This window comes from Cellulomonas telluris, assembly GCF_004886325.1.
Taxonomy (GTDB): domain Bacteria; phylum Actinomycetota; class Actinomycetes; order Actinomycetales; family Cellulomonadaceae; genus Cellulomonas; species Cellulomonas telluris.
This window is the reverse complement of sequence record NZ_QXFN01000002.1, coordinates 301,750-325,390: the sequence shown is the minus strand read 5'-3', so window position 1 is coordinate 325,390 and position 23,641 is coordinate 301,750. Positions and strand designations below refer to the sequence as shown.

General features: G+C 73.9%; 18 protein-coding genes. 11 read left to right on the top strand and 7 right to left on the bottom strand.

Annotated features, from left to right (window positions below; all coding sequences use genetic code 11):
• Positions 1-27 precede the first annotated feature (27 nt).
• From FB586_RS06800 to FB586_RS06760, 9 genes are all read left to right on the top strand, one after another.
• Positions 28-1,176 (top strand): glycosyltransferase family 4 protein, encoded by a 1,149-nt coding sequence (locus FB586_RS06800; RefSeq protein WP_246036598.1) that lies wholly within the window; start codon positions 28-30, stop codon positions 1,174-1,176.
• Entirely contained in the window at positions 1,173-2,909 is a 1,737-nt protein-coding gene (locus FB586_RS06795) for a glycosyltransferase family 4 protein (protein ID WP_136518569.1), read from the top strand. The genes FB586_RS06800 and FB586_RS06795 overlap by 4 nt, the downstream gene beginning before the upstream one ends.
• Positions 2,906-3,898 (top strand): ABC transporter permease, encoded by a 993-nt coding sequence (locus FB586_RS06790; RefSeq protein WP_136518568.1) that lies wholly within the window; start codon positions 2,906-2,908, stop codon positions 3,896-3,898. Before FB586_RS06795 ends, FB586_RS06790 begins: the two co-directional genes overlap by 4 nt.
• Entirely contained in the window at positions 3,885-4,820 is a 936-nt protein-coding gene (locus FB586_RS06785; RefSeq protein ID WP_136518567.1) for an ABC transporter ATP-binding protein, read from the top strand. Before FB586_RS06790 ends, FB586_RS06785 begins: the two co-directional genes overlap by 14 nt.
• 32 nt (positions 4,821-4,852) lie before the next feature.
• Complete coding sequence (gene wecB, locus FB586_RS06780) at positions 4,853-5,983, top strand: non-hydrolyzing UDP-N-acetylglucosamine 2-epimerase (protein WP_136518935.1); 1,131 nt, start codon at positions 4,853-4,855, stop codon at positions 5,981-5,983.
• Positions 5,980-6,762 (top strand): DUF6270 domain-containing protein, encoded by a 783-nt coding sequence (locus FB586_RS06775; protein ID WP_136518566.1) that lies wholly within the window; start codon positions 5,980-5,982, stop codon positions 6,760-6,762. The genes wecB and FB586_RS06775 overlap by 4 nt, the downstream gene beginning before the upstream one ends.
• A 7-nt stretch (positions 6,763-6,769) precedes the next feature.
• The gene (locus tag FB586_RS06770; protein WP_136518565.1) at positions 6,770-8,716 is read left to right on the top strand and encodes a glycosyltransferase; all 1,947 of its coding nucleotides are present in this window, start codon (positions 6,770-6,772) and stop codon (positions 8,714-8,716) included.
• Positions 8,604-11,522: a heparinase II/III domain-containing protein gene (locus FB586_RS06765; protein WP_306419151.1), complete on the top strand. Its 2,919-nt coding sequence runs from the start codon at positions 8,604-8,606 to the stop codon at positions 11,520-11,522. Before FB586_RS06770 ends, FB586_RS06765 begins: the two co-directional genes overlap by 113 nt.
• Positions 11,523-11,645: 123 nt before the next feature.
• On the top strand, positions 11,646-13,319 hold the full coding sequence (locus tag FB586_RS06760; protein WP_136518563.1) for a hypothetical protein: 1,674 nt from the start codon (positions 11,646-11,648) through the stop codon (positions 13,317-13,319).
• Here FB586_RS06760 and FB586_RS06755 read toward each other — a convergent pair.
• The 6 genes from FB586_RS06755 to FB586_RS06730 form a co-directional block, all read right to left on the bottom strand.
• Positions 13,306-14,526, bottom strand: a complete 1,221-nt coding sequence (locus FB586_RS06755) for an AMP-binding protein (RefSeq protein WP_136518562.1) — start codon at positions 14,524-14,526, stop codon at positions 13,306-13,308. The two genes, FB586_RS06760 and FB586_RS06755, sit on opposite strands and share 14 nt — an antisense overlap.
• Complete coding sequence (locus FB586_RS06750) at positions 14,523-16,241, bottom strand: heparinase II/III domain-containing protein (protein ID WP_136518561.1); 1,719 nt, start codon at positions 16,239-16,241, stop codon at positions 14,523-14,525. The genes FB586_RS06755 and FB586_RS06750 overlap by 4 nt, the downstream gene beginning before the upstream one ends.
• Positions 16,242-16,350: 109 nt before the next feature.
• Positions 16,351-17,622: a UDP-N-acetyl-D-mannosamine dehydrogenase gene (gene wecC / locus FB586_RS06745; RefSeq protein ID WP_136518560.1), complete on the bottom strand. Its 1,272-nt coding sequence runs from the start codon at positions 17,620-17,622 to the stop codon at positions 16,351-16,353.
• Positions 17,623-17,633: 11 nt separating this feature from the next.
• Complete coding sequence (locus tag FB586_RS06740) at positions 17,634-19,523, bottom strand: glycosyltransferase family protein (RefSeq protein WP_246036596.1); 1,890 nt, start codon at positions 19,521-19,523, stop codon at positions 17,634-17,636.
• Between the two features lie 174 nt (positions 19,524-19,697).
• Positions 19,698-20,666 carry an LCP family protein gene (locus FB586_RS06735; RefSeq protein WP_168800482.1) on the bottom strand — a complete coding sequence of 323 codons (969 nt, stop codon included), beginning with the start codon at positions 20,664-20,666 and terminating at the stop codon, positions 19,698-19,700.
• 11 nt (positions 20,667-20,677) lie between these two features.
• Positions 20,678-21,742 (bottom strand): LCP family protein, encoded by a 1,065-nt coding sequence (locus FB586_RS06730; RefSeq protein WP_246036594.1) that lies wholly within the window; start codon positions 21,740-21,742, stop codon positions 20,678-20,680.
• A gap of 160 nt (positions 21,743-21,902) precedes the next feature.
• On the opposite strand from FB586_RS06730, the gene FB586_RS06725 reads away from it, so the two are divergent.
• Positions 21,903-22,481 (top strand): arsenate reductase/protein-tyrosine-phosphatase family protein, encoded by a 579-nt coding sequence (locus FB586_RS06725; RefSeq protein ID WP_370741050.1) that lies wholly within the window; start codon positions 21,903-21,905, stop codon positions 22,479-22,481.
• A 23-nt stretch (positions 22,482-22,504) separates the two neighbouring features.
• Complete coding sequence (locus tag FB586_RS06720; protein ID WP_136518555.1) at positions 22,505-22,789, top strand: DUF2530 domain-containing protein; 285 nt, start codon at positions 22,505-22,507, stop codon at positions 22,787-22,789.
• A gap of 25 nt (positions 22,790-22,814) precedes the next feature.
• Here FB586_RS06720 and FB586_RS06715 read toward each other — a convergent pair whose 3' ends face one another.
• Positions 22,815-23,639: a CAP domain-containing protein gene (locus FB586_RS06715; RefSeq protein WP_136518554.1), complete on the bottom strand. Its 825-nt coding sequence runs from the start codon at positions 23,637-23,639 to the stop codon at positions 22,815-22,817.
• Between the last annotated feature and the right edge of the window lie 2 nt (positions 23,640-23,641).

Sequence of the window (23,641 nt, the reverse complement as noted above, 5' to 3'; positions counted from 1 at the left end):
CGGTGGTCGGCGTTCGTGCAGCGGTTCATGGACGCAGGGCACCGCGTCACCGTCCTCACCCCTCCCCCGCACTACCCGGCCGGCCGTCTCGACACCGCGCACGACGGCGTCCGGCCGGGCACCGTGTCCCGCGGCGCGTACGGGGAGACCGTCGTGCGGGTGCGCTTCCGGGAGCACGACCACTCGCTGCTGAGCCGCACGTCCGACCAGCTCGTGGCCGCCTCCGACTCCGTGCGTCGCGCCCTGTCGCTCCTGAGCGGCAGCCAGGACCGTCCCGACGTCGTGGTCGCGACCGCCCCCGGTCTCCCGAGCATCCCCGCGGGCATGCTGCTCGGGCGTCTGCTGCGTCGCCCCGCCGTGGTCGAGATGCGTGACGCGTGGCCCGACCTCATCGCGTCCAGCGGCATGTGGGGCCCCGGTCAGGGCCGCGGTCTGCGCGCACGTGCCACGACCGTCACCCACGAGTCGCTGACCTTGCTGCAGCGCCGAGCCGCCGCCGTGGTCACGACGACCGTCTCGTTCGCGGACGTGCTGTCCGCGCGGGGCGTGCCCCGCGTCGCCGTCGTCCGCAACGGCGCCCACGTGCCCGACCTCCCCCTGCTCCCGCCTCCCGGACGCGGCCCGGGCGAGCTGCGGGTCCTGTACCTCGGAACCATGGGGCGCAGCCAGGGGCTGGAGACGGCGGTCCAGGCGGCGGACCTGGTACGGCGGCGCGGTGTGCAGATGCGGCTGCGCCTGGTCGGCTCGGGTGCCGACGTCGACCACCTCAGCGCGCTCGCGCGAGAGCTCGACGCGCCCGTGGACGTCCTCGCGCGGGTTCCGGCGGACGAGGTCCTGACGCACTACGCGTGGGCGGACACGACGCTGGTGTCCCTGCGCGACTGGGGGCCGTTCGAGTGGACGATCCCGTCGAAGATGTACGAGCTGTTCGCGGTGGGGCGGCACGTCTCGGCCTCGCTCGCCGGCGAGGCCGCCCGCGTCGTCGAGGAGTCGGGCGCGGGGGACGTCGTCGTGCCGCAGTCGCCCCTCGCGCTGGCCGACCTGTGGTGCGCTCTCGCCGCCGAGCGGGCCCGCCTCGACGTCGGGCGTGCCGGGCGCCTCTGGGTGGAGCAGAACGCCGACCACGACCGGCTCGCGACCGCGTACCTCGAGCTGCTCGCGCAGGTGCGCACGTGACGGCGGCCCGGCCGCTCGTCCTGCTGCGGCACCTGACGCTGGGCGTCACGACGGCGGCGGCGATGGCGGTCGAGGACCCGGCGCTCCTGCTGGTGCAGGCGAGCCGGCGCGCACCACGTCGCGTCACGCTCGCCGTGGCCGTGCTGCTGGCACGCGGCGCCACCGGTGCGCGCGGTGCCGCTCGGCGGGCGCTCGCCGCATGGTTGCGCGGGCACCGGGACGAGGCGCGTGAGGCGGTCCGCGAGGCGTCGTCCCGCACGACCTCTCCCCCTGTGCGTCGCCTGCTGGGCGAGGTCGCGGCCGAGCTCGACGTCCCGCTGCCCCCCGGTGCCGCGGCCGTGACCCGCGCCCGCGCGGCGTGGCGGTCCGGCGACGTCGACGCCGCCGTGCACCTGGCCGCGGGCACCTCCCTGGGGCGGCGCCTGGTGTCCGAGCGTGCCGCGATGACGACCGGGACGACGCTGGCGGTGCGGCGGGCCGCCACCCGCGTGCCGGGACGGGGTGCGGGGGACGGGCCCGTCGCCCTGCACCTGCTGACGAACTCCCTGCCGCACACCTCCAGCGGCTACACGCTGCGCAGCCACGAGGTGCTCCGCGCGCAGGCGGCCGCGGGCATCGGCGTCACGGCCGCGACGCGCCTCGGCTACCCCGTCACGGTCGGGCGCGTGACGGGCCGCGACGTCGACGTCGTCGACGGCATCCCCTACCACCGGCTGCTGCCGTGGGCCGCCGCACGCACGCCCCTGGCCCGCCTGGAGCAGCACGTCGACCTCGCACGACCCCTGCTGCGCGCGGTTCGCCCGAGCGTGCTGCACACCACGACCGCGTGGACGAACGCCCTGGTGACGCGGACCCTTGCCGAGGAGCACGGGCTGCCCTGGGTGTACGAGGTGCGCGGCGTCCTGGAGGACACGTGGGCCGCGTCCTTCCCCACGCCGCAGGCGCGGGAAGCGGCCCGTGCCAGCCGGCGGCACGCGATGCTGCGGGCCCGCGAGAGCGAGCTCGCCGCTGCCGCGGACCACGTCGTGACGCTCGGCGAGACCGTGCGCCGCGAGCTCGTGGCACGCGGCGTCGACCCCGCGCGGATCACAGTGGTCCCCAACGCGGTCCCGCAGGGGCTGCTCGACGTCCACGTATCCTCGACCGAGGCCCGAGCACGGGTGGGCCTGCCCGGGGAGGGCTTCTGGGTCGGCACGGTGAGCAGCCTGGTCGACTACGAAGGGATCGAGACGTTGGTCGAGGCGGTGGCGCACCTGCGCCGACGCGGCACGGACGTGCGCTGCGCCGTCGTCGGCGACGGCACCGCGCGTCCTGCGATCGCCCGGCGCGTCGCCGAGCTCGGTCTCCAGGCTCACGTGGTGCTGCCGGGCCGGGTGTCCCCCGACGCCGCCACCGGTTGGCACCTGGCCCTCGACGCCTTCGTCGTCCCCCGGCGGGACACCGCCGTGACCCGCACCGTCGTGCCGCTCAAGCCCATGCAGGCGATGGCGCTGGGCCGCCCCGTCGTCGCGAGCGACCTGCCGGCCCTCGCCGAGATCGTCGACGAGCCGGGTGCGGGCCTGCTGGCCGCGCCGGACGACGCCGAGGCACTCGCGGACGCGATCGGGCGGCTGGTCGAGGACCGCGCGCTGGGCGAGCGGCTCGGCGCCGCCGGCCGGGAGTTCGCGGCGACGCGCACGTGGGCCGCGGCCGGGGCTGCGTACCGGCGGCTGTACGACGGGCTCGCGGCATGAGCGGGGACACGACGCCAACCGGCACGACGCCCGCCGCAGCCCAGCCGACCCCCGCCGACGAGCCGCGTCCCGTGTTCACACGGCCCCTGCTGGTGCGCGAGGGCCGGCGCCCGCTGCACGTCGAGCCCGTCGACGGCACCGTCCTGCGACCCGTCGCGAGCCGTCCCCCGCTCCGCGAGTACCTGCGGCTGCTGTGGGACCGCCGCCACTTCATCGTCGCCGACGCGCGGGCGAGGGTGGCGACGAGCAACAGCGGCACGCTGCTCGGCCGGGCGTGGCTGGTGCTGTCGCCGCTGCTGGACGCTGCGGTCTACCTGGTCATCTTCGGGCTGCTGCTGCGGTCGAGCAGAGGGATCGACAACTTCATCGGGTACCTGCTCATCGGTGTCTTCCTCTTCCGCCTCACCTCCTCGACGGTGTCCGCTGGGGCCCGCTCTCTCATCGCGGGGCGCTCCTTGGTCCGGTCGTTCTCGTTCCCCCGCGCGTCCCTCCCGCTCGCGACGGTGGCGCGCCAGACGCTCGCGTTCGTCCCCACGCTCGTCCTGCTCGTCGTGCTCGTGCTGCTCACCCGGCCGGCTGCAGAGGACACGTGGACGCCCCCCGCCGAGCTCCTGAGCTGGCGCTGGCTGCTCGTCCCGGTCGTGCTCGCGCTGCAGCTCGCCCTGAACCTCGGCCTGACGCTCATCGCCGCCCGTGCGACCGCCCGTGTACCCGACCTCGCACAGGTCGTGGGCGTGCTCATGCGGTTCTGGCTGTACGGGTCGGCCGTGTTCTTCTCGTTCGACCGGTTCATCGACCACCCGACGCTGCTGCAGGTGGTCGAGCTCAACCCGATGTTCCGGGTGCTCGACATGGTCCGCGACTGCATGCTCTACGGCCAGACCCCCACGTGGGAGTCGTGGGCGATCCTCACCTCGTGGTCCGTCGGCCTGCTCGTGCTCGGCACCGTCTTCTTCTGGCGCGGGGAGGAGAGCTATGGCTCCGTCTAGCCCCGCGGAGGCCGTGCGCGCCGTCACCGGCTACGCGGCGGTGACGTCCGTCCAGGTGGCGGTTGACGACGTGCACGTGCGGTACCGGACACCGTCCACGGACGCCGCCGCCAACGCCGAGGTGCCGCGGCCGGTCCGTGTCCTCAACCGCGTGATCGGGCGACAGCCCACGGTGCTGAACCGCGCACTCGCCGGCATCTCGCTCGTGGCGCGGTCCGGTGAGGCCGTCGGCGTGGTCGGGCTCAACGGGTCCGGGAAGAGCACGCTCCTGCGGATCATCGCCGGCCTTGAGCGGCCCGCCCGGGGGACGGTGCTGGCACGGACCACGCCCGTGCTGCTCGGCGTGAACGCGGCCATGCTCCCCGAGCTGACCGGGCAGCAGAACGTGCGTCTCGGGTGCTTGGCGATGGGTATGACCCCCGAGCAGGTGAGCGCGTCGTACAAGGAGATCGTCGAGCTCTCGGGGCTCGGGCCCGCGATCCACCAGCCGATGAAGACGTACTCGTCCGGCATGGGTGCGCGACTGAAGTTCGCCATCGCTGCTGCGGCGAACCCGCAAATCCTGCTCATCGACGAGGCGCTCGCCACCGGTGACGCCGCCTTCCGCGAGCGGTCCGAGGAGCGGATGAGCCAGCTGCGCGAGAACGCCGGCTGCACGTTCCTCGTCTCGCACGCCGCCAAGACGATCGAGGAGACCTGCACCCGGGCCATCTGGCTCCACAAGGGCCGCCTCGTGATGGACGGCGGCGCGTACGACGTCGCCCAGAAGTACCGCTGGTGGGCGTGGAACGTCGCCAAGGGCGAGACCGAGAAGGCCGCCGGCCTGCTCGAGGACGCCTTCGGCGAGGGGCACGACACTGCCGTCCGCGTCACCGACCTGTACGACCCGTCCGCACCGCCGCGGCACGCCCGCCGCGACTGACACCAGGAGACAGACCCGTGCGACCCCGCATCATGACCGCCTACGGCACCCGCCCGGAGGCGATCAAGTGCGCCCCGGTCATCCAGGCGATCGAGGCCAGCGACCAGCTGGACGGCGTCGTCGTGGTCACCGGCCAGCACCGCGAGATGCTCGACCAGGTCAACGAGCTCTTCGGGATCACGCCGGACCACGACCTCGACATCATGAGCCACGGGCAGACGCTCGCGCAGATCTTCAGCCGCGTGCTCGAGGGCCTGGATCCGATCCTCGAGAAGGAGAACCCTGCGGCCGTCGTGGTGCAGGGCGACACGACGACCTCGACGGCCGCCGCGCTCGCCGCGTTCTACCGGAAGATCCCGGTCGTGCACCTCGAGGCCGGGCTGCGCTCCGGCGACCTGTACTCCCCGTTCCCGGAGGAGGCGAACCGGAAGCTCACGTCGCAGATCGCGGCGCTGCACCTGGCGCCGACCCGGAGGAGCCGGCAAAACCTCCTGCGCGAGGGGGTGCCGGAGGAGGACGTCGTCGTCACGGGGAACACGGTGATCGACGCGCTGCACCAGACCGTCGCGAAGGCCGTCACCTTCGGCGACCCGGCGCTCGAGGAGCTCGTCGGCTCCGGTCGACGCATCCTGCTCGTGACGACGCACCGCCGCGAGAACTGGGGCGACGCGATGGTCGGCGTCGGGCGGGCGCTCGCGACGATCGCGCAGCGCTTCCCTGACGTCACGGTCGTCCTGCCGATCCACCGCAACCCCGTCGTCCGCGAGGCCGTGCTGCCGGCACTCGAAGGTGTCGGGAACGTCCTCGTCACCGAGCCGCTCGCCTACGGTGAGTTCGCGCGCCTGATGGCCGCGGCCACGCTGCTGCTCACCGACTCCGGTGGTGTGCAGGAGGAGGCGCCGTCGCTCGGGAAGCCCGTCCTCGTCATGCGGGACACGACGGAGCGGCCTGAGGCTGTCGAGGCCGGGACGGTGAAGCTGATCGGGACCGACGAGGACCGCATCGTGGCGGAGGTCGCGAGGTTGCTCGAGGACGGTGAGGCGTACGCCGCCATGGCGAACGCGGTGAACCCGTACGGCGACGGGCAGGCAGCGCGGCGGGCGCTGCGCGCGATCGGGCACCTGCTCGGGCGCGGCCCACGGGCGGAGGAGTTCGCGGGATGACGGACGGGGTGCGGACCGCCGCCGGCGTGCCGAGGCGCGTCTTCGTCTACGGCAGCTGCGTGTCCCGGGACACGTTCGAGCACGCCTCGCCGTCCGGCCGGTACGTGCTCTCCCGCTACGTGGCGCGACAGTCGCTCATCAGCGCCTACGCAGGTGCTGCAGTCGTCCCGTGCACCGACGCCCTGAGCTCACCGTTCCAGCGCCGCATGGTGGAGGGAGACGCCGAGGGCGACCTCCCGTCGCTGCTGGAAGCTCACGCGGCGGAGATCGACCTGCTCGTCTGGGACCTCACGGACGAGCGTCTCGGTGTGCTGATCTGGCCGGACGGGCGGGTCGCCACGCGCTCCGTCGAGCTGGTGGCGTCGGGGATCGAGAAGCTGCTCGAAGGGCAGCGGCACGTGCCTTTCGGTACCGACGAGCACTTCGCCCTCTGGTGCCGAGCCCTCGGCCGTTTCCGGGACACCCTTCGCGACCTGGACCTCCTCGGTCGGACCGTGCTGCTCGCCGTCCCGTGGGCGGAGGTGTCCGACGACGGCACCGCGGTGGCGCGCAGCTTCGGTGTCGGGCCGGCGGAGGGCAACGCCGCGTTCCAGCGCTACCACGCGGCCGCTCGGGACGCCGGCATCCGGGTCGCCGCTCCCGCACACGAGGACGTCCTCGCCGCCGCGGGGCACCGCTGGGGCCCTGCTCCATTCCACTACACCGGCCGCACCTACGACGCCATCGCCACGCTGCTCGACGACGTCGCACCGCCGCCGGCCCACAGCTCCGAGAAGTAGGGACACCATGAGCTCGAGGAACTTGCAGCTCGCGTGCGTCGGCGCCCTCGCCGTCGGTCTCGCCGCCGCCGTCACCGGCCTGGCCACAGGGAAACTCGACGCCCTCGCTGCGATCGCGACGCTGGCCGCCCTGGTGGCACTCGCCTGCGCTGTGCTGGCACTGCGCAGCCTCCGCGCCCGCGTGGCCGTCGGCGAGCGCCGCTGGCGGGAGGCCGACAGCCGCTTCGCAGCTCTCGCGACGGAGGTGCGGGAGCTGCACGACCACGTGGCCGAGGTCGTGCAGAAGGTCGACAGCGACGTCGACAGGAGGTCGCTGCAGCAGGTGGCCACCACCGTCGCCCTCCTCGACGCCGAGCTGCGTGCCCAGCACCCGGGCGGGTCCACCCTGAGGCCCGCGGTGCTCACCCGCCCCGACGTGGTGAGCGCCGTCCAGCGGCTGCTCGCGGACGGTCACGTCCTCGAGGCCGACCGTCTCGTCTCGATCCACGAAGCCCTCGTCCACCTTCCCCTCCGCGATCTGCGCACCCTCGCCCGCGGACTCCGAGACCGTGGCTACCTCCGACGCGCACACGACTACTTCGCCGCCGCCGCGGAGCACGGTGATCCCCGCGACCAGCGCACGCTCGTCCTGCGTGACAGCGAGAAGGCGGTGATGGAAGGCACGTTCGTCCCGTCGCTCGCCGTCCCCGTCGAGGTCCTGCCCGTTCCTCGTCGCGTCCTCCACGTCGTCGGGCGCGCGGTGCCCACCACGCAGTCCGGGTACACGCTCCGCACGCACAGCACGGGCCGGGCGCAGGTCGCGGCGGGCCTCGAACCGCACGTGTACGTGCAGCTCGGCATCACCGCAACGACGTCACCCGTGGGCCAGGTCGACGAGGCCGACGGCGTGACCTACCACCGCCCGGTCGGCGACTCGATCTTCGAGGTGGGGCACGCCGCGTGGCTGCAGTCCAACGCCGAGGCTCTGCTCGAAGTCGCCCGGCAGGTGCGGCCGACGGTCCTCCACGCGCACTCGGACTTCTTCAACGCGCTGATCGCTCGCGCCGTCGGCGACGTGACCGGCATCCCGGTCGTCTACGAGGCGCGCGGCTTCTGGGAGGAGTCCTGGCTGTCGCGGACCGCGGACAAGTACGGCTGGACGGACACGGCTGCGCTGTTCGCGCGCTACGGCACTCCTGAGGCGTACGAGTGGCGCCGCGAGCGCGAGGCCGACGCACGCGCCGCTGCTGACCACGTCGTGACGCTGGCGCGCGTCATGTCGCGGCGCATCGTCGCCGCCGGTCTGCCCCCGGAGCGCCTCACCATCGTGCCCAACGCCGTGGACGGCGAGCGCTTCGCCGTCCCCGAGCGTGACGACGCACTGGCCGAACAGCTCGGCATCCCCGGGAACGCGGTCGTCGTCGGTTGCGTCACCTCCGTGGTCGAGTACGAAGGCATCGAGGTCCTCCTCGACGCCTTCGCGCGCCTCGCCAGGAACGGATCGCCCACGTGGCTGCTCGTCGTGGGCGACGGCCCCGTCCTCGGGCACCTCCAGGAGCGGGCAGGCGCCCTCGGTCTCGAGAACGTGTCCTTCACGGGACGCGTCCCGCACGCCGACGTCCTCCGGTACTACAGCGTGATCGACATCTTCGCGGTCCCCCGGCGCCCGGCCGACGTCTGTCGCCTGGTGACGCCGCTCAAGCCGTTCGAAGCCTTCGCGACCGGCCGCGTCGTCGTCCTCTCCGACGTCGAGGCCCTCCAGGAGATCGCGGAGGACAGCGGCGCAGCCGCTCTCTTCCCTGCAGGCGACCCCGACGCCCTCGCGGACGTGCTGCAGCAGTTGGTCGACGACCCACACCGGCGTGCCGCGCTGTCACGCGCCGGTGCCACGTGGGTCCGTGGGGAACGATCGTGGGCGGCCAACGCCCGGGCCTACGCGGCGCTGTACGGCCGACTGGAGGGCATCGGTGCCTGATTCGACGTCCTCGTCGGCGCTGGAGCACGCCCGTGCCGTCGCCGCCCGCCAGTCCTTCGGGCCGCACTTCGAGCATCGCGCGACAGACGCCCGCGCAGTGGAACTGCTCGCCGATCGCCGTATCCAGCTGCATCCTCACGCGCAGTGGCAGCTGCCGACCGAGATGACGTGGACGGAGGACCCGTTCAGCAACCGGAACTGGGCGGCGCAGCTCCACATGCTGCGGTGGCTCGAGCCGGCGCGACGGGTGGCGCTCGCCGGCGACGAGGGGGCCCGCGCGCTGTGGGTCGAGCACGCACGGTCCTGGGTGGAGCACAACCCGCCGGGGGCGTCGCGCTCCGTCTGGGCATGGTCGGACATGGTGGAGGCGGTCCGCGGGTTCGTCCTCGTCGCCGGTCTCCTGATCGTGGACGACGCGGGCTGGGTGCTCCGGGCGCTCGAGCAGCACGGCGAGTGGCTCGAGGACGACCAGCACCTCGGTCGCGCCAACCACGCCCTGCACCAGCACGAAGCCCTGTTCGTCATCGGGACGGCGCTGCGGCGGGACCGGTGGGTGGCACTCGGACGTAGCCGGCTGCAGGCGCTGCTCGACGAGAGCTACGACGAGCAGGGCGTGAACGCCGAGGGCAGTCCCGCGTACCACGACCTCAACTACCGCTGGTGGTCACGGGCCCTCCGCCGGCTCGAGCTGGAGGGCGAGCCGCCGCTGCCGCACGCCGAGCGCGTGGCGGCTGCGCCGCTGGCGCTCGCGCACGCCACGCGCCCCGACGGTGAGTACGAGAGCATCGGTGACGGAGACGGAGGCAGGCCGCGCAGCCTGGACCACCCGGCGACGAAGTACGTCGCCTCCGACGGCGCGGACGGCGAGCCGCCGGCCGACCTCGTCGCCGTGTTCGACCGCGGCTACGTCTTCGGACGCAGCGGCTGGGGCGAGACGGATCGCAGGTTGGTCGAGGAGACGTTCTACTCGATCTCCTTCGGGTCGGGCCGCCGCGTGCACGGCCACGCGGACGGTGGTTCCCTCACATACTTCGCCGGCGGGCGGCCATGGGTCGTGGACCCGGGCAAGTACATCTACGGCGAGCACCCGGTCCGGGACCTGGTGCTGAAGCGTGCGTCGCACAACGTCGTTCACGTTCCCGGGCGACGTCACGACCGGTCCTGCGTCGTGGAGCTGGTCGCTCGAGCGACGACGAGCGGCACCGACCACTTCGTGTTCGAGGACCGCGGCTACGCGGGGGTCGTGCTCCGCCGCAGTGTCACCTTCGACCGGCGCACCGAGGCGCTCGTCGTCGTGGACCACGTCGAGGCCGACGGCGAGATCGAAGCTCAGCAGCGCTGGCTCTTTGCCCCCGACGTCGATGTGACGCTGGAGGGCGAGGACCGCCTCGCGCTGACGTCCCCGCACGGGTCCACTCGCATGCACATGCTGGCGGGCGGCGACGTCCGGCTCGTGCGAGGCCAGACGGAGCCGCACGAGGGCTGGAAGGCCACCGGGTGGGGCAAGGCCGAGCCGGCGACGCAGGCATCGGTGTCGCGGCGTGGTCGACGCATGACGTTCGCCGCGGTCCTCGTGCCGCCCGCGCTCTCGTCGACGACCGTCAGCGGCCTCGACGGGACCGGGCTCGACTCACCGGAGGGCCTCCGCCTCGACCTGGGCGTGAACGGCGTGGTGACGGCGCCGCCCGCACGACAGCAGCACGGGGTGGCCACCGACGAGGGACATGCCGCCGGGGACGAGGTGCTCGGCACCCCCGGCTCCGGGCCGCAGGGCTCCGAGGTGTGGCCGGCGGTGGCCGGCGCCAAGGCTGCAGCCTGGTCAGCGACGGCTGACCCCTCGGTGCGGCTGCACGCCGCCGAGGAGCTGCGCGGTCGCTTCGGCCCGTTCTTGACCCAGGATCGCGACCTCGGCCTCCGGGCGGCGATCGCCGACCTCACGGCGGCGGCCCCGGAGGACGAGCAGTCGGGCCGCGTGCCGTTGATCGCCTGGTCCGGCGACGACGCCCCTCGTGTGCGCGACGTGCCGCTGTGCTCGTTCGCGGGGGTCCCCCGCACGTTCCTGCCCCCGCAGGAGCCCACGGTCGTGACGCTCGACCTCGGTGCTCTCACGCTGCCGACCCTCTACTCCCCGGGGACTTCCCCGGTGCTGACCGTCCTCCTGCACGGGGCGCTGGACCGGGCGAAGACGACGCTCCCCCGGTTCGAACGGGTCCGTACCCACGCGGCCTTCGGAGGGCCCGTGCTTGCGATCGGCGACCCGACGCTCGACCTCGACCGCGGGCTGCGTCTCGGGTGGTACCTCGGGACGAAGCCGCTCGACCTCCCCGTCGTCATCGCAGAGTGGGTGCGCGCAGTCGCCGAGGGCTGCGGCGCGCGTGACATCGTGGTCGCCGGCGGTTCCGGGGGCGGGTTCGCGGCGATGCACGTCGCCTCCATGCTCGAGGGCTCGACCGTGTTCGCCGTCAACCCGCAGACGGACCTCGACGGGTACTTCCCCCGCCTCGTACGTCCGGCGCTCGACGCCGTCTTCGGGACGGGGTCGGCTCCCCGCGAGCGGACCTCCGTCCTCGACCGCGTCCGGGCGACGGGCGCGTCGTTTCGACTCTTCTACGTGCAGAACTCGGGCGATCGCGTGCACGTCGAGCGACACCGTGACCCGTTCCTGCGCGAGCTGCACGAGCAGCGCGGGTCGGTGGAGGTGCGGTCCGTGGTCATCGACTCGGGGCCGGGCCACGTCGGGCCGAAGCCGGCCGAGTACGAACGACTCTGGCGCGAGTGCATCGACATGCTCGGCAGCAGCCGGTGAAGCGGCCACCGGCGTGATGGGAGGCGACCTGTGTCGAGCTCCCTAGGCCTGCTGGCCTACGTCCTGCGGCGGCCCGAGCCATCGCACGTCACGCATCAGCGCCTCGAGCACGCGGACGCGCACATGGCCCGGATCGGGCTGTCCGAGCGGGCCCTCACGGCGGGCGACACGACCAGCGGCCTCGTCACCTGGCGGACGCCTGGCACCGCCGTCGAGTGGCGCAGCGACGTCCAGCGCGCGGCCGACGCGGTGGCCTGGGTGCACGTCCCCAGCGTGCCGGCCGGCGTCACCTACGCGGACGAGGGAGCGCTCGCGGACGCGGTTCTCGACGGCGGGCTCGACGTGGCGCGTGTCGCGCCGCCCTTTGCCGTCGCGCGCTGGCGCCCGCGTTCGGTCGAGCTGCGGAACGACCTCCTCGGCCTCGTGCGGCTCTTCCACTTCTCGATGCCGGACGGTGACGTGTGGTCAACCCGGATGGGGCTCGCCCACGTGTTCATGGGAGAGCGACCTCGCCGGAACCCTCAGGCGTGGGCGGGGATGGCGACGATCGGCTGGGCACCCGGGGGCTCCACCCAGGTCGGTGTCGGCCGGCACCTGCGAGGCGGGACGCACGTCCGCGCCACGGTCGACGACGCGGGCATCCGGGTCGACGAGCGCGCCCGCTTCACCGAGTGGCTGCACGACGTCCGCGGCGTTCCCTTGCCCCCCGACGAGTCCGTGGTCGCGGACATGCGGACCGTCATGGCTTCCGCCCTCCGTTGGCCGGAGGCGCCACGGGCCGACCTCAGCGGAGGGAAGGACTCCCGCCTCATCGCGGCCGTGGGGGTGTCCAGCGGCGCGGTGCGCACGGTCAGGACCGTCAACAGCGACCACGGCGAGGTCGAGACGGCCCGGCGCCTAGTGTCGGCGCTGCCCTTCGCGGTCACGCACGTCGTCACCGAGAAGCGGCCGGCGCAGGCGACGGACGACAGGTGGCTCGCACTGGTGTCGCAGCATGCCGCCTGGGAGGGCCGGTACCTGGCGAGCGCCGCCTACGGTGCGCGGCCGTTCACCGGCTTCCGCCCGTCTGCTCGCGCGTCGTTCAACGGGCTGGGCGGGGAGGTCCTGTCCGGTGGGGCCCTCTGGACGGGCGCATGGCGGGAGCGCATGCTCGCCGCCCCGGCGGCCCGTGCAGCCGAGCGGCTGCAGAGCCTCGTCGCCGCGTCGCCCCGGACCACTCGGGACGCGCAGGAGCTCACGGTCGCCCTGCTCAGCGGCGTCACCGAGGAGGCGGCGAGCGCCGGCGTCACCACAGCAGGCGGCGTCCTGGACCTGGTGTACCTCCGGGATCGGATGCCGCACTGGGTGAACACCTTCGCCACCGGGGCGGTGATCTGCCCGCTCTTCGCGCCCTCCCTCCTCCCGCGCGGGGCGCACTCCGTCGGAGCCCCCACACCCGACGGCAGCCTCCACAGCCGGTTCATCGCCGCCGCGATGCCGTCCTGGGCCGGGATCCCCTTCTACAAGCCGACCGGACAGCAACGCCTCGCCCGGCCCCGCGCCTGGGAGGAACCTGACTGGCCGGTCATGCGTGCCCGCCTGGCGGAGGCGGCGGAGGAGTCGCCCGACGTCACGCCCGCCCTCGTCGACGACGTCGACCGTGCAGTCGACGAGGGGACAGCGGGCAAGGCCGTGGAGACGGCCGTCCACCGGGTCCTGTTCGGTTACGCGTTCGACGAGTACGTGCGCCGTCTCGCACAGGAGTCCCGTCGTGCCGCCGAGGCGATCGCCGAGGCGCGCCGGGTCACACCGCCGTAGGTCGGCTGACCAGGATCGGCGCCTTGCCGACCGACGTGCGGGCGACGTCGGAGACGCGGCGGACACGAGTCGTGAACCCGGCGAGGTGCGACACCGCGCTCTCGACGTCGGTCACCTCGACCACCGCCGCCGGCACGAGCACGACGTCGACGTCCAGCTCGCCCGGACGTCGCTGGACGAACTGGAAGGCCCGCACGCCCGACAGGGCGGCCAGCTTCTCGTAGAACCACGGGCCGAAGAGCCGGGACGTCCCCTCCGCGTCGATGACGACGTCTCGCACCCGCCCCTCGACGCGGTCGAGTCGCGGACCCGCGCGGCCGCACGCGCACGCGCCGGGCGCCCACCGCCCACGATCACCGGTGCGGTAGCGCAGCAGCGGCGCCGCCAGATTCCCCAGGCCCGTGCCGACGATCTCACCGACGACGTCGGGCTCGGTGATGACGTCGCCGTCGTCGTCGACGAGCTCGACGTAGCCGTACGTCTCGTCCACGTGGAGGCCGTCCTCCGCCGGGCACGTGCACGCGAGTGCCACATGCTCCGTCTGACCGTAGAGGTTCGCGTGCGGCACGCCGAACGCCGCGCGGAGAGCCTCGCGCTGGTGGGGAAGGAGCACTTCCGAGGAGCTCCCTGTGGCGCGCAGACCCGGCGGAGCGGGACGCCCTTCGCGCAGCATGAGATCGGCGAGGAGCGCCAGCGCCGACGGGTACCCACGCAGCAGTGCCGGCCTGTGGGCCACGAGCCGCTCGTGGTGCCGTCGGAGCACGTCGTCCGACAGCCGCACGCCGCCCAGCCACAGGTCTCCGGTCGAAGGAGCGACGTGGAGCTCACCCTCCGCGCCCACCGGTCGGGCCACGAACACGGCCACGGGATCGTCGACGGCCACCCCGAACGGCCGCCACGCGTCCCGGACGTGCGCGAGCTCCCTCCGCCCGTCGTCCGGGTCACGGAGGAACGTCGCCGGCCGGCCCGTCGTCCCGCCTGTGCGGACGGCCCGGAGCGACGTCTCGTCCACCCCGTCAGCGACGAGACGTGCCCCCTCGGAGTCCACCCCCTCCCGGGTGAGGAGTGGCACGAGGTCCCAGCGCGGCAGACCCTGCGACGAGGTCGGGCCGAGGAGGTCGCGGTAGTGCGGGACGTGCCGGACCGCGTGCGACAGCACCGCTGCCCGCCTCTCCTCGCTGTCCGGGGCGCGCTCGGGGAACGTCACGGGGCCGGACTGCTCGGACGGGACGTGCCGCGCGATCGGCCCGTCTCCTGGAACGGGTGGTCCGGCACAAGGCGCGGAGGCTCCGGACCGAGCTGCAGCAGGACGACGAACGTGTGCCGACGTGTGGGCCGGGTCCGGCGGCCGAGCGACCACGCCGGTGTGAGTTCACGATCGCGGCGTGAGCGCCATCCCTGCAGCTGCGGCTCGGTCTGCGCCGACACGGGGGTGATCGGGCTGTCGTCGGCGAACGAGCGGATCCACACACGTTCCTGGGTGGCCGGGTGCACGGCCCGTACCGTCCCGGAGTTCGGAGCCGTGCGGACGACCAGCTCGCCCGGCATCGTGAGCCAGGACCGGAACACGTGCTCGTCGCCGTCCGTGGCGTCGACGTCGTCGACGAGGAGCAGCCACTCGCCGGGACGGGTGACCACGACACGGCGGTGCCTCCAGCCGCCGTGGTCCACGGTGGCCTCGAGCCGCGCATGGCCGTCCACCACCTGGCAGCCGACGCCGCCCGCCCCGTACGGCTTGCGGTCGCGCCGTCCGTGATCCTGACCGTCGCACTCGACCGTCGTGTGGGCACGCGTGGACTCGACGTACTGACGTTCGGGTGTGCCGTAGTAGAACCCGTGCAGACGCAGCGGTGAGTCGGCCGGCAGCAGGTCCGCGTACCCGTAGCGGCCGGCGTCCACGAGCCACTCGTGCCCGCGGTCGTGCCAGACCAGCACCGCATCGTCCGCGTGCTTGTGGGCTCGGGAGTGGAAGGCCGCCATGAGGGCGACGTAAGCGCCGCCACGTCCGGGCGCGCCCGTACGCGCGAACGCGTAGCCGCTCGTGGGGAAGGCGGCTGCCACCGGCCCGTCCGAGGAGCCGCCGGCAGCCGAGACCCGGTCTCCGACGTCGGCCAGCTCGGACGGGTCCACCTCCACCGCGGAGGTGTCTCCGAACTGCACGAGATGACCGTTCGGCTGCACCATCCACGAGAGGAGCGCGTCCGAGCGCGCCAGGCGCGCACGTAGCGTCGGGTCCGTGACCAACCCCGAGCGCTCGGCGCGCCGGAAGTCGCGGACCAGCATGCGGTGGTACTCCGGGGAGTGCTCCGAGTGGCCGCCGTCGTCGAGGAACTGCGTCGCCGCAACCTCGGCGAGCCGCTGACGGCCCTGGCGCTCCAGCGCAGCCATGCCGGGAAGCGGCCGCACCTCGCGGGCGAGGGTGATCTGCCCCACCGCCGTGTAGAAGCCGTGGTTGTTGCGCGGGTTGAACGCCTCCCCCGCGCCGAGCGCCTTCTGGTGCGCGAGCACCCCGCGGTAGAGGACCTCCAGGCGCTCGTCGTCGGGGTCGCGGGACAGCGTCTCCCGCAGCAGCCACACGAGCCGTGGCGCTCGGAGGGACAGCGCCATGTCGTACCACGCCATGGGAGCGCGATCCGTCCGGGGTGCGTGTCCGTCGACGTGCGCAGCGAGCCACGACACCGCGCGGTCGAGACACCACCCCAGCAGGTCGTCTCGGCCGCGGACCGTCCACTCGCGGACCACCGGGTCAAGGAACGACCAGGTGTGCAGGTGGAAGCCCCAGCTGCGGTTGTCCGTGGCCGCCGTGTCCCAGTCGATGGGCAGCGCGAGGTCGACCGGCGGGAACTCCGCATGGCGCCACCCCTCGCTCATGACGGCAGCGGCGGAGGTCTCGGGGTGCTCGGTGAAGGTGTCCGCACCCACGACACGGGGACGGCGGTCGTCCGTCCTCGCGAGTCGCGCCAGGGCGACCGGCCAGGAAAGGGGACGCGGCGACGGCAGCGTCCAGTCTCCTGCCGGCCGCGGGGCCCGGCTAGCCACGCCAGACGCCACGCGTGTCGATCACCACCTTCTCGGCCAGGCCGAGCGTCTGCTGGTCCGCGTCCTTGAACTGGGTGTGGTCCACGAGCAGCAGGACGATGTCGGCGACGTCCACCGCCTCCTCCAGCTTCGCCAGCCCGATCCGGTCACGGGCCGCGAGCTCACGCGGCAGCTCCTCGATGTGCGGCTCGACCACGTCGATCTGCGCCTCGGGCAGCCGATCCGCGAGCTCGGCCACGATCCGCCGTGCCGGCGACTCCCGCAGGTCGTCGATGTCGGGCTTGAACGCCAGACCCAGCGCCGCGATGCGCGGCGAGCGGAAGCGCCCGGCCTTCTGGACGACGCGCTCGATGACGACCTCCGGCTTCGCGTCGTTCACCTCGCGCGCGGTCCGGATCAGCCGCGCCTCCTCCGGCGCCGACGACACGATGAACCACGGGTCCACCGCGATGCAGTGGCCGCCCACCCCGGGACCCGGCTGCAGGATGTTCACGCGGGGGTGGTGGTTGGCGAGGTCGATGAGCTCCCACACGTCCACGCCGAGCTTCTCGCAGATGACCGAGAGCTCGTTCGCGAAGGCGATGTTGACGTCGCGGTAGGAGTTCTCGACGAGCTTCGCCAGCTCGGCGGTGACGGCGTCGGAAAGGATGATCTTGCCCTGGCAGAAGGTCGCGTAGAGGTCCCGCGCCTTCTCGGCCGCCACCCGGGTCAGCCCGCCGACGATCCGGTCGTTGGTCACGAGCTCCACCATGACCCGCCCCGGCAGCACCCGCTCGGGGCAGTGCGCGAAGTGCACCACCGGCCGCCCGCCCGAGCCGTCGAGCGACAGGTCGGGCCGGTCGGCGAGTATCCGGTCGGCCATGTGCTTCGTCGCCCCGGGCGGGGACGTCGACTCGAGGATGACGAGCTCGCCGCCGCGCAGCTGCGGGGCGATTCCGTCCGCGGCCGCCTCGATGTACGAGAGGTCCGCGGCGTAGTCGTCGGCGAACGGCGTCGGCACGGCGACGACGTAGACGTCCGCCGGCGGCGTCTTCGTCTCGGCGCGCAGACGCCCCTGCGAGACCGCGCCGGCGACCGAGATCTCGAGGTCGGGCTCGACGAACGGCACCTCCCCGCGGTTCACCGCGTCGACCGTGCCCGGGTTGACGTCCACGCCGATCACCTCGGCCCCGTGGGTCGCCAGGATCGCCGCCGTCGGCAGGCCGATGTAGCCCAGCCCGATCACGGCGACCACCGGGCTCGGGCCGCTCATCGTCGGAGTCATGCGTCTCGTCCTCACACCATCGCGTGGTCGAGCCCGTGCCCGACCACCTGAACGTCGGCGCCGGCCAGGATCTCGGCGTCGCTGACCGCCCAGGTGTGCGCGGCAGCGTCGCCGCTGCGCACCTGGACGAAGTTGAACCGGTCCGCCGCGTAGACGGACGTGCCGGCGTCGACCACGCCGGCCAGGAAGCCCGTGTCCTCGCCCCGGCCGACGGCCGGGAAGGGCACGGCCAGGGCGACCTCGCGGCGGGCGACGATCGTCGGTCCCATGACGAAGTCGGTGAAGCGGTGCTCGCGCTCGCCGAACCGCAGCGCCAGCACACCGGCGCCGCGCAGCTGCACGTAGTGGGCCTGCTTGCCGACGACGCCGGCGCCGCTGTACCCGAGGGCGTGCACCTGGTCGGCCAGGTAGCGCGGGCCGTAGACGTCGTCGTCGTCGATCTTGGCCACCACGGGGGCATCGGCAGCCGTGACGAGCCGGTTGAGGCACTCCCCCAGCGGGACGTCGGCGTCGGCGTGGAGCACGACGACGTCGCGGAGCCCGAGGTCGGCGGCGGCGCCCCGCAGGGCGTCGGCGTCCGCGTCCCAGCCGTGCGCCAGGAACGCGAGCTGCACGTCGACGCCCTCCTGCGCCCCGAGCGTCGCCAGGACGTGGTCGAGCTGCCCCGGCCGGTTCGACGACACGAGCGCGGTGACGGCCGGCCGCTGCCCCGTGACCGCGTATGACCGCAGCCCGGCGCCGCGCAGCACCTCGTCCACGCGGTGCGCGTACGTGTGCCCCGCCCAGATGCGCCGCTGCGCGCGGTGCACCATGCGGTCGCGCAGCTCGCCGTTGCGCACCAGCGCGCGCAGGGTCACCTCCGCCTCCGCGGGCTCGGCGACCTGCACCACCTCGTCGCGGGGGAACAGCGCGTCGATCGCGGGGCTCGGGGTGCTCACCACGGGCGTGCCGGAGGCGGTGATCTCGAAGATGCGGCGCGCGCACATGCTGGGCGACGTGACGACGGTGTTGACGTTGAGGAACACCTTGTACGCCCGGTAGGCGCTGAGCATCGCGGGGTAGTCGAGCGACCCGACGACGCGCGCGTCGAACGGCGCCGGGAACTGGTAGCGCTCGTCCCCGCCGAGCTGACGGGAGAAGATCTCCAGGCCCGCCGACATCCGGTCGGACGCGCGCAGCGCCGCGCCGAGCAGCATCTCGAGCTGCGCGCGGCGCTCCGGGTGGCGGTGCGAGAACCACATGCCGGCGAACGCGACGTCCCGCTCGGCGGTGCCCGGGCCGCGGCGCACGGGGCTGTGCAGCGCGGGCTGCGCCGCGAACGGCAGGACACCGACGCGGTCGTGCCCGAGCGCCTCGCGGTACCGGTCGACCATGTCGACGTCGCTCGTCCAGACGTGGTCGAACAGGCGCGCCGTGTCGAGGAAGTCGGCGTGGTGGACGGGGTCCTCCTTGTTCCAGAACACCGTCGGGACGCCGTGCTCGTGGCACCACGTGACGAGGTCCACGAGCTCGCGGCGGGGCCCGTTCGTGCCCGTCAGGTGGTACCGCCACGCCCCGCCGTTGCCGGCCCACGCCGACTCGACGAACAGCAGGTCCACCGGCTCGGCCTCGAGCCGGCGGCGCCAGTCCGCCGGGGTCACCTCGACCTGCTGCCACTCGTAGGCGAGGGCGAGCCGGGAGAAGTCGTCGAGGACGACGGCCACGCGCAGGCCCGCGCGGCGCAGCGGCGCCTCCGGGACGGGCCACGCCGGGAACGTCAGGCGGCCGTCACGCGTCGCGGCGGCCCGGACGCCGGCGGCCGCACCGCCGTGCGCGCGGGTGCGTCTCAGATGGCGGCGCAGTCCGCGGGGTCCACCGTGTCGCAGGTGCCAGAAGGCCCTGCGCCACGCGTCGACGTCCACGCCGTCCTGTCCCCTCGCCGGCGTCGCACCCCCGGGCCGGGAGCAGCAGACGCCGAATCGCATCAGCAAGGTCTGCCAGGACTGTAACGGCCGTGATCGGCTGCGATGAGGGCCGGAGGACCTGATGGACAGGCAAATCCGGACAACTGTCCGAAATCGTGCGGGTGGAATCCCTCACGGTGCGTAGTCGGTGCCGTGCCGCGCGACGTACCCCGCCAGGTCGTCCGCCCGCACCGCCGCCCCGAGCTCGGCCATCCGCGCCTCGTCGACCACGTTGACCGACGCCCCGCCACGGCTGCCGAACCCCGTGATCGGCGCCATGAGCCCGACCACGTCCTCCCGCTCGAGCGTGCGCACCAACGGCACGAGCGCGGCGACGTCCGCGGCGTCGAGGTCACCCGTGATCTTCACGTTGCCCACGACGTGCGGCAGCAGCTGGGCCAGCGCCACGGGGTCCTCGGAGATCTCCGCCACCTTGTCCATCATCCCGACGAGCGCCGCGCGCTGGCGCTCCGTGCGGTCGAGGTCGCCCAACGGCAGCCGCTTGCGCTCGCGCACGTAGATGAGCCCGTCCGTGCCGCTGAGCGTGATCCGCCCCGCGGGGAAGTCGACGACGCGGCCCGTGCTCTGCACCGTCACGGTCGAGTGGTGCTTGTTGTCGACCTCGAACCCGCCCAGCGCGCGCGTCAGCGCGATGAACCCCGCGAAGTTCGACTGCACGACGTAGTCGACCGGCGCCCCGCCGAGCAGGCCCGACACCGTGTCGACGAGCGTCTGCGTCCCGCCGCGCGCGAACGCCGCGTTGATCTTGCCCTCGCCGAGCTCGGGGATCGGCACCCACATGTCCCGCGTGAACGAGACGAGGTACGCCGAGGCACGGTCGGCGGGCACGTGGACGAGCAGGATCGCGTCGGCGTTGCCCGTCAGGTCGGCCGGGTCGCGCGAGTCCGTGCCGACGAGCAGCACGTTGACCGGTCCCGCGGGGAACGGGTCCTGCGCCGTGGGGCTCGGGGTCGGGGTCGGCGCGGCCGTCCTCTCCGCGGCGACCGACGACGCGACGGTGGTCACGCCCGGCGTCGGCGCCGGGGCCGGCCCTGTCGTGCACCCGACCAGCGCGGCGACGGCGACGAGCGCGGCAGCCACGCGGCGCAGCCTCACTCGACCACCGGCGGCAGCACGTCGAGCGAGCCCTGGTTCGCCTCCAGGTAGGGGCCGAGGGTGTCGGACGCGACCGCCGCCATCAGCGGGTCGAGCGCCGCGCGGTCCAGCACCACGATGCTCTGCGCGCCGTCCGGGCTGCGTCCCGTGCCCTCGAACGGCACCGTGAAGAACGTCAGGTCCGTGGACCCCAGGTCCTTCGCGCGGTCCTGCAGGTCCCGCATCACGGCCTGGTCCAGCCCGTCGTCCGTCGCCACCGAACGGCTCACCACGTCGAGGAAGCGGGCCGACGTCACCGGGTTGTGCAGCGTGCCGTCGTTGCGCATCTTCGCCACGATGGCGCGCATCCACGCCTGCTGCCGCTGCACGCGGTCGAAGTCGCCGCGCGCCAGCGTCTTGCGCTCGCGGACGAACCGCAGGGCCTGCTCGCCGGTCAGCAGCTGCTGCTTGCCGGCCGGCACCACGGTGCCCCCTACCGCCAGGTCCTGCGTGAGGGTCATGCGCACCCCGCCGAGGGCGTCGGTGATCCGCACGAACGACTCGAAGTCCGTGACGACGAAGTGGTCGACGCGCACCTGCGTCAGCTGCTCGATGGTCTGGATGAGCAGCGCCGGCCCGCCGTAGGAGAACGCGGCGTTGATCTTCTGCTCCCCGTACCCCGGGACGTCGACCCACGAGTCGCGGGGGAACGACATGACGTACGCCGCGTCCCGGGCCGCCGGCAGGTGGACGAGCATGATCGTGTCGGTGCGCTGCGCGCCCTGCTCCCACTGGTTCGGGTCGCCCGCGGAGATCCGCGAGTCCGAGCCGAGCACGAGGATGTTCATCGCCCCGCCGAGCGTGTCGTCCTGCGCACCGGGGGCGGCGGACGCGGCCGGCTGCGGACGCTCGGTGATCGAGGCGAACGGGTCGCCGATGTGCTCCACCTGCCCGGCGAGCCACCGCTGGACGCCCCAGGTCGCGGCAACGGCGGCACCGGCGAGTGCGAGGACGAGGACGAGGACGATCACGAGCGCGCGGCGCGAGCGGGAACGCTGAGAGGCGGAGGCGTGGGCGGGCACGGTTGCCGAGGATAGGCCGCCCCGGGCCGGTCGCCGCGGGACATGTCCGACTTGCAGCGGACCCTCGCCGGATGTCCACACGTGCGGGCGCATCCGGGGTGCGGCCCCGCACCGGCGCGCGACAGGCAAGCCGGACGTGTCCGGCGGCAGGATGACCCTCGTGACCACTCCCCCCGACCCCGCCCGCGTCCTGACGGTGTGCACCGGCAACATCTGCCGCTCCCCCGCGGTCGAGCGGCTGCTGCGCCGGCGGCTGGCGGAAACCGACGTCGTGGTCGAGTCCGCCGGTACGCGAGCCGTCGTCGGGGCTCCCGTGAGCTCGCCGATGGTGCCGCTGATCACGGGTGCCGGCGCGGACGCCGAGGGGTTCGCGGCGCGGCAGCTGACGCCGGCGGTGCTGCGGGACGTCGACCTGGTGCTGACGCTCACGCGGGCGCACCGATCGGCCGTGGTGGAGCAGGCACCGGCCGTGGTGCGGCGCACCTTCACCCTCCTCGAGCTGCAGCGGTTGCTGCGGCACGTCGACCCCGCCGCGCTCGCCGCCGCTGGTGCCACGCCCGGTGAGCGGGTGCGCGCGCTGCCCGCGCTCGCGGCGGGCGTCCGGCACCTCGCGGGCCCCGGGGACGACGACGTGGTCGACCCGATCGGGCAGTCGGACGCCGTCTACCGGAAGTCGTTCGGCGCCCTCGCACCGGCCGTGGACGCACTCGCCGACGCCCTGACCGCCGCCTCGCGCTGACCGGCGCGCACTAGCATCGGCCCGTGCGCTCCCTCCTCGACGTCCTCCTGCACCCCCAGCGCACGCCGCCCCCGCCGCTGGACGTCGACCTCGGTCGGGTCATGGCCACCGGCACCGCCGCCTGGGTGATCGCCCTGCTCGTCACGACGGGCCTGTGGCGGGTGGGCGTCGCGACGACGGACGCCGTCTGGGTCTGCGCCGCGGGGGCGCTCGTCGGCGTCGCCGGCGTCGAGTGGGCGCGGCGTCACGGGCGGCTCGCCGCCGACGGGTCCGGCGCGACGCTCGGGCCTGACACCGACCGCGCCTGACACCGGCGGCGGCCCGCACGGCACGTCAGCCCAGGAACACCTGCGCGCACAGCCACCCGCGCGGGCCGGACGTGCAGCCCACGCCGATCTGCCGGTAGGACGTGCGCAGGATGTTGGCCCGGTGGCCGGACGAGTTCATCCACCCGGTCACGGCGGCCTCGGCCGTCGGGTAGCCGACCGACAGGTTCTCCCCGACGGTCCCCGCGCGGCAGGCCGCGAGGATCGGCTGCAGCGGGTCGTGCTCGAACCGCCCCTCGGCGACGAGCACGGCCGTGCGGGCCAGCGCCTGCTCGGCGGCGCACGCCGACACGGCGAGGTCACCCAGCCCGGCGGCGCGGCGCTCGGCGTTGGTGAGCTCGACGATCCGCGCGGCGAGGGCGTCGGCCGGTGCCGGTGCGGCCGCAGCCTGCGGCGCCGCGGCGAGGTCCTGCTGCGGTGGCGTCTGGGCCGCAGGGGCAGGGGCGGGCGCGGGCGCGGCGGAGGGAGCGGCGGACGGCGCCGCCGGGGGCGCGGCGGCCGGCTCGGGGGTGACCGTCGGCTCCGCGGGCACCGGCGCGGGCGCGGTCGGGGTCGGCACGGCCGTCGCGGACGCGGTCGGCGCTGCAGTGGGCGTCGCCTCCTCGCGCACCGCGCTGCGGGACGCGGTCCCGCGGTCGCGGTCGACGACGTCGACGGCGGCCGTCACGACGTCGGCGGGGGCCTGCGCCCCCGGCGCGACGGCGACGACCAGCCCGGCCGTCACGGCCACGACGCCGAAGGGTGCGAGCCGGCGGGCCCACCGGCCCTGCCGACGACGCCGCTGCTGCCAGCGGCGGACATCGCGTCGACGGACCTTCGGCGACTCGGGCACGG

Bases quoted from the DNA above. Each gene is read 5' to 3' on its own strand.
- FB586_RS06790 (WP_136518568.1), top strand. From the start codon at position 2,906: ATGAGCGGGGACACGACGCCAACCGGCACGACGCCCGCCGCAGCCCAG.
- wecB (WP_136518935.1), top strand. From the start codon at position 4,853: ATGACCGCCTACGGCACCCGCCCGGAGGCGATCAAGTGCGCCCCGGTC.
- wecC (WP_136518560.1), bottom strand. From the start codon at position 17,622: ATGACTCCGACGATGAGCGGCCCGAGCCCGGTGGTCGCCGTGATCGGG.
- FB586_RS06775 (WP_136518566.1), top strand. From the start codon at position 5,980: ATGACGGACGGGGTGCGGACCGCCGCCGGCGTGCCGAGGCGCGTCTTC.
- FB586_RS06785 (WP_136518567.1), top strand. From the start codon at position 3,885: ATGGCTCCGTCTAGCCCCGCGGAGGCCGTGCGCGCCGTCACCGGCTAC.
- FB586_RS06800 (WP_246036598.1), top strand. From the start codon at position 28: ATGGACGCAGGGCACCGCGTCACCGTCCTCACCCCTCCCCCGCACTAC.
- FB586_RS06770 (WP_136518565.1), top strand. From the start codon at position 6,770: ATGAGCTCGAGGAACTTGCAGCTCGCGTGCGTCGGCGCCCTCGCCGTC.
- FB586_RS06760 (WP_136518563.1), top strand. From the start codon at position 11,646: ATGGCCCGGATCGGGCTGTCCGAGCGGGCCCTCACGGCGGGCGACACG.